The organism is Candidatus Binatia bacterium (assembly GCA_036493895.1).
Taxonomy (GTDB): Bacteria; Desulfobacterota; Binatia; order UBA1149; family CAITLU01; genus DATNBU01.
The window spans coordinates 274,937-281,305 of the sequence record DASXOZ010000013.1 but is presented as its reverse complement, the minus strand read 5'-3'; the positions used below and the strand labels follow the sequence as shown (position 1 = coordinate 281,305).

General features: G+C 68.0%; 7 protein-coding genes. 4 read left to right on the top strand and 3 right to left on the bottom strand.

The genetic code is table 11. From position 1 onward, the window contains the following. Window positions 1-66: 66 nt before the first annotated feature. Window positions 67-717 (bottom strand): cytidylate kinase-like family protein, encoded by a 651-nt coding sequence (locus tag VGK20_03315; GenBank protein HEY2773066.1) that lies wholly within the window; start codon window positions 715-717, stop codon window positions 67-69. A 197-nt stretch (window positions 718-914) separates the two neighbouring features. On the opposite strand from VGK20_03315, the gene VGK20_03310 reads away from it, so the two are divergent. Next, a complete protein-coding gene (locus VGK20_03310) occupies window positions 915-1,157 on the top strand; it encodes a hypothetical protein (GenBank protein HEY2773065.1) in 243 nt (80 codons plus the stop codon). A 69-nt stretch (window positions 1,158-1,226) separates the two neighbouring features. Continuing rightward, complete coding sequence (locus VGK20_03305) at window positions 1,227-1,511, top strand: hypothetical protein (GenBank protein HEY2773064.1); 285 nt, start codon at window positions 1,227-1,229, stop codon at window positions 1,509-1,511. 15 nt (window positions 1,512-1,526) lie between these two features. On the opposite strand, the gene VGK20_03300 is transcribed toward VGK20_03305, so the two are convergent. Then, window positions 1,527-2,357, bottom strand: a complete 831-nt coding sequence (locus VGK20_03300) for a DUF3313 domain-containing protein (protein HEY2773063.1) — start codon at window positions 2,355-2,357, stop codon at window positions 1,527-1,529. 199 nt (window positions 2,358-2,556) lie between these two features. On the opposite strand from VGK20_03300, the gene VGK20_03295 reads away from it, so the two are divergent. Continuing rightward, entirely contained in the window at window positions 2,557-3,114 is a 558-nt protein-coding gene (locus tag VGK20_03295; protein ID HEY2773062.1) for a hypothetical protein, read from the top strand. 47 nt (window positions 3,115-3,161) lie between these two features. Further along, window positions 3,162-5,222, top strand: a complete 2,061-nt coding sequence (locus VGK20_03290; protein HEY2773061.1) for a hypothetical protein — start codon at window positions 3,162-3,164, stop codon at window positions 5,220-5,222. A gap of 86 nt (window positions 5,223-5,308) precedes the next feature. Here the strand turns inward: VGK20_03290 and VGK20_03285 are convergent, their stop codons facing one another. Beyond that, window positions 5,309-6,214, bottom strand: a complete 906-nt coding sequence (locus tag VGK20_03285; GenBank protein HEY2773060.1) for an OmpA family protein — start codon at window positions 6,212-6,214, stop codon at window positions 5,309-5,311. Window positions 6,215-6,369 lie beyond the last annotated feature (155 nt).

Here is a 6,369-nt window from a genome sequence, read left to right as displayed (position 1 = left end):
GTACGCTGTAGCGAGCGAAGCGAGGCCAACGCAGCAGATGGCCCCTTCTCGGCGCCCGGCCCCGATCTAGCCGCGAGCCGCGTGAACGATGACTTCCGTCACCTGCTCTGCCGTCAGATGCTCGGTGTTGAGCACCAGGTCGTACTGGGTAGGGAGCTCTTCATCGAGCTCATAGAAAACGCGGAAGTACTCGCGCCTTCCCTGGTCGCCCGCCGCAATGGCCTCGGTGGCCGATTCGATCGGGATGCTGCGGCTGGCCGCAACGCGCGTGCAACGCACCGGCGCAGGCGCGGTGATCAGCACGCGCAGCACTTCGGGCTTGCCGGCAAGGGCGTGAGACGCCGCATGCGCCCCGATCACCGCACTGCCCGCTTTTCCAAGCTCGTGGATTGCCGCGCGGATGAGGCTGCGCAGGTCGTCCTTGGACGCGCGCCGTGCCCACGGGTTGTTGACGGTAGGAACGACCATCCCGGCAGCCAGCGTCGCGGTGCCGATCGCATCCTGCGCGGTCGTCATCGCATCCATGAAGCGCTGCAACCAGTTCTGGCGCTGCTCGGCCGCCGCGACCACCGCAGGGTCTACCTGGGCGAGGTGGGCGGCCTGGACGATCACTTCCTCGTCGGCGTAGCGGAAGCCGAGGCGGTCGGCGACGGCTCGGCCGATGCCGGCGCCGCCGGAACCGTCGGTCTGGGAGATGCAGATCACGTCGAAGGGCATGATAACGACCTGCATAAGCCCCGCGCCGGGTCAGCGCAACGGATACCATGCGGCGGCCGCGCCCCTCCCCCGGTCGTGCCGCCGCGCCGCGCGCCCTCCCTCCGAAGCGGCACGGTTTGCGCCGCCTGTGCTTTTTTCACCTCGACGGGGCGCGCCTCGGCTTGCCGCCGCCAGCCTCGTGCGGGAGGAATTTTTCCATGAACGGGCAGCGCAGCGTGAGGCTCTTCCGTGTCGGCGGCGTCGATGTCGCCGTCGACCTGTCGTGGATCGTGATTTTCCTGCTCGTGTTGTGGAGCCTTTCGTCGCAGGGCTCGTCGTCCTCGCCGGTGTGCAGCGCTGCGGGCGCAGCGACCGCAAGCGCCGTCGCGTGCGCGAAATCATGCAGGCGGTCGGCGGCGGAGCGGGCTGACGTCCTGGTGGCACGACGGCAGGACGCGTGATAGTGGTCGCCCGTGCTGCAAGACTCACCACTCCCTTCGCGATCGACTTTCCGTCGTATCGTTTTCGCGGTGATGTTCGTTGCCGGCATTGCGGCGGCAGTTCCCGCGCCGGCGCTCGCCGAATATTTCGCCGGTTACGGCGACACCGGCTGGTCCTTCGACAACAAGCGCGACTGCTGTGACGAGGCGATTGCGCTGGCGCAGGACCACAGCATGCTCCTGTGCGAAAACGCTGGTGGACATGCCCGTGTTCGATCCGGGAGCCGCCGTGGCAATTGCGAGTCGGACGCACGCGGCAACGGCCGCCATCGTATCTACCGCTGCACCGCACGAGCCGACGTTTACTGCCGCTGAGGCCGGGTCCTTTTCCTATCGGTGCCGAGCGGCGGCCGGCTTCGCCGCCTTGCCCGCGGTGAGGCGGGGCTCGAAATTTCCGCTGCCGAGCGCGCGCAGGCGCTCGTCGAGGAACGCGCCCCACTTCGCGAACACCGCATCGACATCTTCCCAGGTCTGCACGTTGCCCTTCGGAGTCTCGGCGCCGCGGCGTGCATCGAACACTGCCATTCGCACCTCGTGGCGCACCTTGGGAGTTTCCGGAGCCGGGCGCTTTACGGGCGTGGCTTCGGAGAATTCCGCCTCGAACGCGCACTCGCGCAGGAAGCGCCCGGTGGCGTCGGCCAGCTTGCCGCTGCGCGGAGCGGCGTCGGCTGCCGGCTCGTTCGTCGAGAACGCATCGATGTGCGAGGCGGGATCGGCAACCAGCGTCAGTCCGAGATGAATCTCGAGTACGCCCGGTCCCGGTTGCGTCACCATCTGGAAATCACGGCCGAGTGCGGAGGAAACCGCGCGCGAGAACGAATCGGCGATGGATTGCAGGTCCTCGTCGGGAATGTCGTCGAGGCGATGGTCCGACCCGCGCCAGACATCGACCGGCCGCAGCAGCAGTTTGTGGAAGCCGCGCCTGGCCGCGTCGTCGCGGAAGAAGCGCAGCGACGCGAACTGCTCCGAAGCGCGCAACGCGGAGTAGTCGGTGAGGAAGCCGGACTCCGCGGGTGTCACCGATGCGGGGGGCGGCGGCAGTGCGACCTGTTCGTGCTGGTTCGTGACGGCGCTGCAACCGTACCACGACATCGCCGTGACGATCGTCAACGCGACAAGCATGCGCCGATTGTTCGAGCGCGCAGTGCGATCATTGGGCATCGGCGCACGATGGTATGCACCGTGCCTCGCGTCAAGCTGTGTCGGAACCAGGGCGGGACGCCGGCTCTGCGACCCGCCGTCGTCTCGCTTCACTGCTGCGCTTGCATACTGCCGCTGCCCGAGTCGAGGCCCGGACGCCCGGCTCCCGCCTCTTTGGCCGTCACTTGTGACAGCTCGGCGGCAGTGGTTCGGTTCTGCGATGGCGTGGATCGGGCTACGAAAACCGCGCGAGCAGAACGTCGCGGAGCCGGTGCACGTCGGTGACGTGCTCCCGTTTGCGGATTCGCCCGGCTCGACGCGACCGTTTCGCCTGCTGGTCTTCCTGAGGCACGTCGGCTGTCCCTTCGCCGAGCAGACGGTGCGCGAGCTTCGCGACCTGGCCAAACGCGACGACCGCGTCGACGTCGTGTTCGTCAGCCACGGCGATTCGCGCGTGGCGGCGAAATGGCTCGCCGAGGTCGGCGGCGCCCAGGGCGCGCAGTGGATCGACGACGTCGCTCGGAAATGGTACGGCGCCTGCGGCCTCGGCTACACGCCGCTTTCGCATTTCCTCGGCCTGCGTTCGCTGTCGGGCGCGATGCAGCTGCGCGGGCGCGGGATCCGTAACCGCAGCGCTTCTGGAACGCGCTGGCAGGGCGCCGGCGCCTTCCTCATCGGGCGCGACGGCCGCGTGCTGTGGCGGCACGTTCCCGCGACAGCCGACGAAGTGCCGCGATGGCAGGACGTGATCGCGGCGCTGCCGCAGAAAGCGGATTGATGCAAGGACACGATTCCCGCCACACTGCCCCCGGGGAGGCGAACGTCATGAACTCGACGAAACCGCCGGCGTATTGCCGTCGCTCGATGCTGCCGGTGCGGCTCGCATCGGCGGCCGTGCTGTTTGCCACGGCCGCGGCCGCTCGCACTGCCTTCTGCGCTCCGCTGGTGCTCAAGGCCTACGACGAATCGGGCACGCTGTTGTCCACGCAGGCCTTCCTCGATCGGACCAGCGCCGCACCGAGCGGCTGGCGCAACGATCTTCTCTACAAGCTCAGCGACGCGACGTCGGTCGCGCACCTGCCCATGCAGGATGCTGCCGGACTTCCGTCGCTGGACATCGCCGGCGCCGGCGAAGGCCTCGCAATCGCGTGGTCCACTGAGCACACCGGCTATTCGACGCTGCTGCTCGACAACCAGGGCGCCGGGCTTCCCACCGGCACCGTCGTCTTCAACGAGCTCGCCGCTCGCGACGTGCGCAGCAAACTCGCAGGGGCGCTTTCGCGTCGTCCCGGCTACGTCCCGCGCGCGGAGTTCACCGATGACGTTTCGCAGGCAGACGCTCTTCTGAGCGCCGTCGCGGCAACTTCGGTCGAATCGGAGAAGGGCGTGATGTCGCAGCAGGCCCTCGACCTGCTGGTGCGCGCATTCGAGATCCTTCTTCGCGACTACGGTCGCGACCGTGCGAGGTCGGGCCTTGCAACCGAATGGTGGGGTTTTACGATCGACCGATTGAACAACGACACACAAGTGCTCGCATCGGTCGCCGACCTTACCGGAAACGACGGTGCAACCGGCATCGTCCGCATCGTATTCGACGAAGGCGTACCTGCGACCCAGTACGACGGCATCGTCGCGCTCGCCCATTCGGCAGGCCTGGCGGTGATGGGCCAGATCCTCGACAGCTCGGCGATGTCCGGATACTCGCTGGCGCAGTTCCAGGCTCGGGTAAACGAGTACGTCGATCATTTTCCGTCGATCGAGGTCTGGGAAGTAGGCAATGAGGTCAACGGCGAGTGGCTCGGCAGCGACGTTGCCGCCAAGGTCGCCTATGCCGCGCACTACGTGAAAACCACGGCTCCGTCCGCGAAAACGCTGCTGACGTTCTACTGGCAGATGGGCACTGCCGGCGGCCCATCCAGCACGCTGTTCCAATGGATCCACGACAACGTCGCCCCGGCGACCGCGGCCGACATCGACACCGTGGCGCTCAGCACGTGGATCGGCGACGCTCCTCTCGGCGTGGCACACGACGAAGTGTACGAACGCCTGCACGCGCTGTTCCCGTCGCAGCGCATCGTCATGGGCGAGCTCGGCTACTGGTCTCCGGCGACGACCAAGGCGTGGTGGTGGCGCAGCCAGGCCGACCCCACCGGTGCAGTGCGGCGCGCGCTGGCGGACCAGATGTACCTGGCCAACTTCGCGTTTCCGTACGCCGACGGCGGCGTGTTCTGGTGGTTCTATTACGACGAAATGTCGTCGCGCGGCCCGCTGTGGCAGACCGTCCGCGACGACTGGCGAAGCATCCATGCCTGCGACGATGGGGATGGCGACGGGTACTGCGACTGGGAGGACGACTGTCCCCTTACTGCGAACGCCGACCAGGCCGACAGCGACGGCGACGGGCTCGGCGACGCCTGCGACAGCGCCTGCGAAGGCGGCGATCCGCTGGACCTGGCAAGGCTTTCGATCGACCAGCGCGGCGGCGCGAACGACCGGATGACGCTGACGGCCCAGATGACGGCGTCGGCTGCGTTCGATCCCGTCTCGGACGGGATCCACCTCGTGATCCAGAACGACGAGGCGCCGGTGCTCGATACCGTGCTCGGTGGCCCCGCCGCAGCGGCGCAGTTCGCGTTGCACGGCACGTCCTGGCTCTACGACGATCCGGCCGGGCTGGCGGGCGGCATCTCGCGGATGTCGCTGAAACCGGTCAAGGGATCAGCAGGTCGCTACCGCATCGCGATCAAGGGCCGCGCGATGGATTTCGGATCCTTTTTGACTCCGTCGGCGCGCATCCTGCTTGGCCTGTCGTCGAGCTGCGCCGAAACGCGTGCTTCCGCAGTGGCATGCTCGCTCGATCCGCTCGGGCGCCTGCGCTGCCACTGACGACGGCGGCTCACCGTCGACGTCGATCGCATCACGAGATCGCCCAACGGCTTCGTCACCGTCGTGGTACGCTCGCCGCTGCGCGTTCAGTAGCCGTACGGCCGCGGGTACGGATACGGATACGGCGCCGGATAGTAGACCGGCGGTGGGTACACCGGCGGCGGATACGTGCCGGGTTGCGGGTACGCGCCGGGTTGCGGATAGGCGCCAGGTTGCGGATACGGCTGCGGGTACGCACCGGGCTGCGGATATGCCGGACGCGGGTACCCCGGCGGGACGGCAGCCGACGGCGGCGGCATTCCTTCGTTCTGCTCGTTCAGGATCACGACCTCGACGCGGCGATTGCGCGCGCGGCCTTCGGGATTGTCGCGGCCGTCGGGTGTCACGTTCGGTGCGACCGGATAGGCCTTGCCGAAACCGTGTGTCGCCATGCGCGGGCGAGCGACGCCGAGGCCGGCCAGTGTAGCGGCGACCGAGTCGGCGCGCCGCTGCGAGAGCTTGAGGTTCGCCTGTTCGCTGCCGATCGAATCGGTATGGCCCTCGATGGAGACGTGGCGCCACACCACCCCGGGACTCTGCAGTACGTCACGAATCGCCACGATCTTCTGTCTTGCTGCCGGTGCCAGCTCGGCGCGACCGAATTCGAACAGCACGTCCGGCAGATCGACGACGACGCCGCGCTCGCTGCCGTGCGCCTCGAGATTGTGGTGGCGCATTTCTTCGGCGAGCTCGCGGTCGCGCTGCTCGCGCTCCTGCTGGGCCTGGACGCTGTCGCCCATGATGGCGCCAGTCACTGCGCCGAGGGCGCCGCCGATCAGCGCCCCCTCTCCGGCGTCGCCGGTGGCGCTGCCGATGATGGCGCCGGTGCCGGCGCCGATCGCGGCGCCGCCGAGGGCACCGCTCGCCTGCGGCGACATCTGCCCGTCGGCACAGGCGCTGAGCAGGCAGGAACAAAGAGCTACCGCGGCGAGCTTTGCACTGCTGGGAGTCATCGTTTTCCCTCGTCCTGGTTCATTTGCACTGTCCGGGGGTCCCGGGCGGTCGTCTCGCGTCTTCGACACGGGACGGGCCAGTTTCATTCGCACCCATTGCGCGGCGGACGCGGCGGGATGGCTGGGCGCGTCGTGGGCGGCTGCCACGAAAGCGC

Bases quoted from the DNA above. Each gene is read 5' to 3' on its own strand.
- VGK20_03285 (HEY2773060.1), bottom strand. From the start codon at position 6,214: ATGACTCCCAGCAGTGCAAAGCTCGCCGCGGTAGCTCTTTGTTCCTGC.
- VGK20_03310 (HEY2773065.1), top strand. From the start codon at position 915: ATGAACGGGCAGCGCAGCGTGAGGCTCTTCCGTGTCGGCGGCGTCGAT.
- VGK20_03295 (HEY2773062.1), top strand. From the start codon at position 2,557: ATGGCGTGGATCGGGCTACGAAAACCGCGCGAGCAGAACGTCGCGGAG.
- VGK20_03300 (HEY2773063.1), bottom strand. From the start codon at position 2,357: ATGCCCAATGATCGCACTGCGCGCTCGAACAATCGGCGCATGCTTGTC.
- VGK20_03315 (HEY2773066.1), bottom strand. From the start codon at position 717: ATGCCCTTCGACGTGATCTGCATCTCCCAGACCGACGGTTCCGGCGGC.
- VGK20_03290 (HEY2773061.1), top strand. From the start codon at position 3,162: ATGAACTCGACGAAACCGCCGGCGTATTGCCGTCGCTCGATGCTGCCG.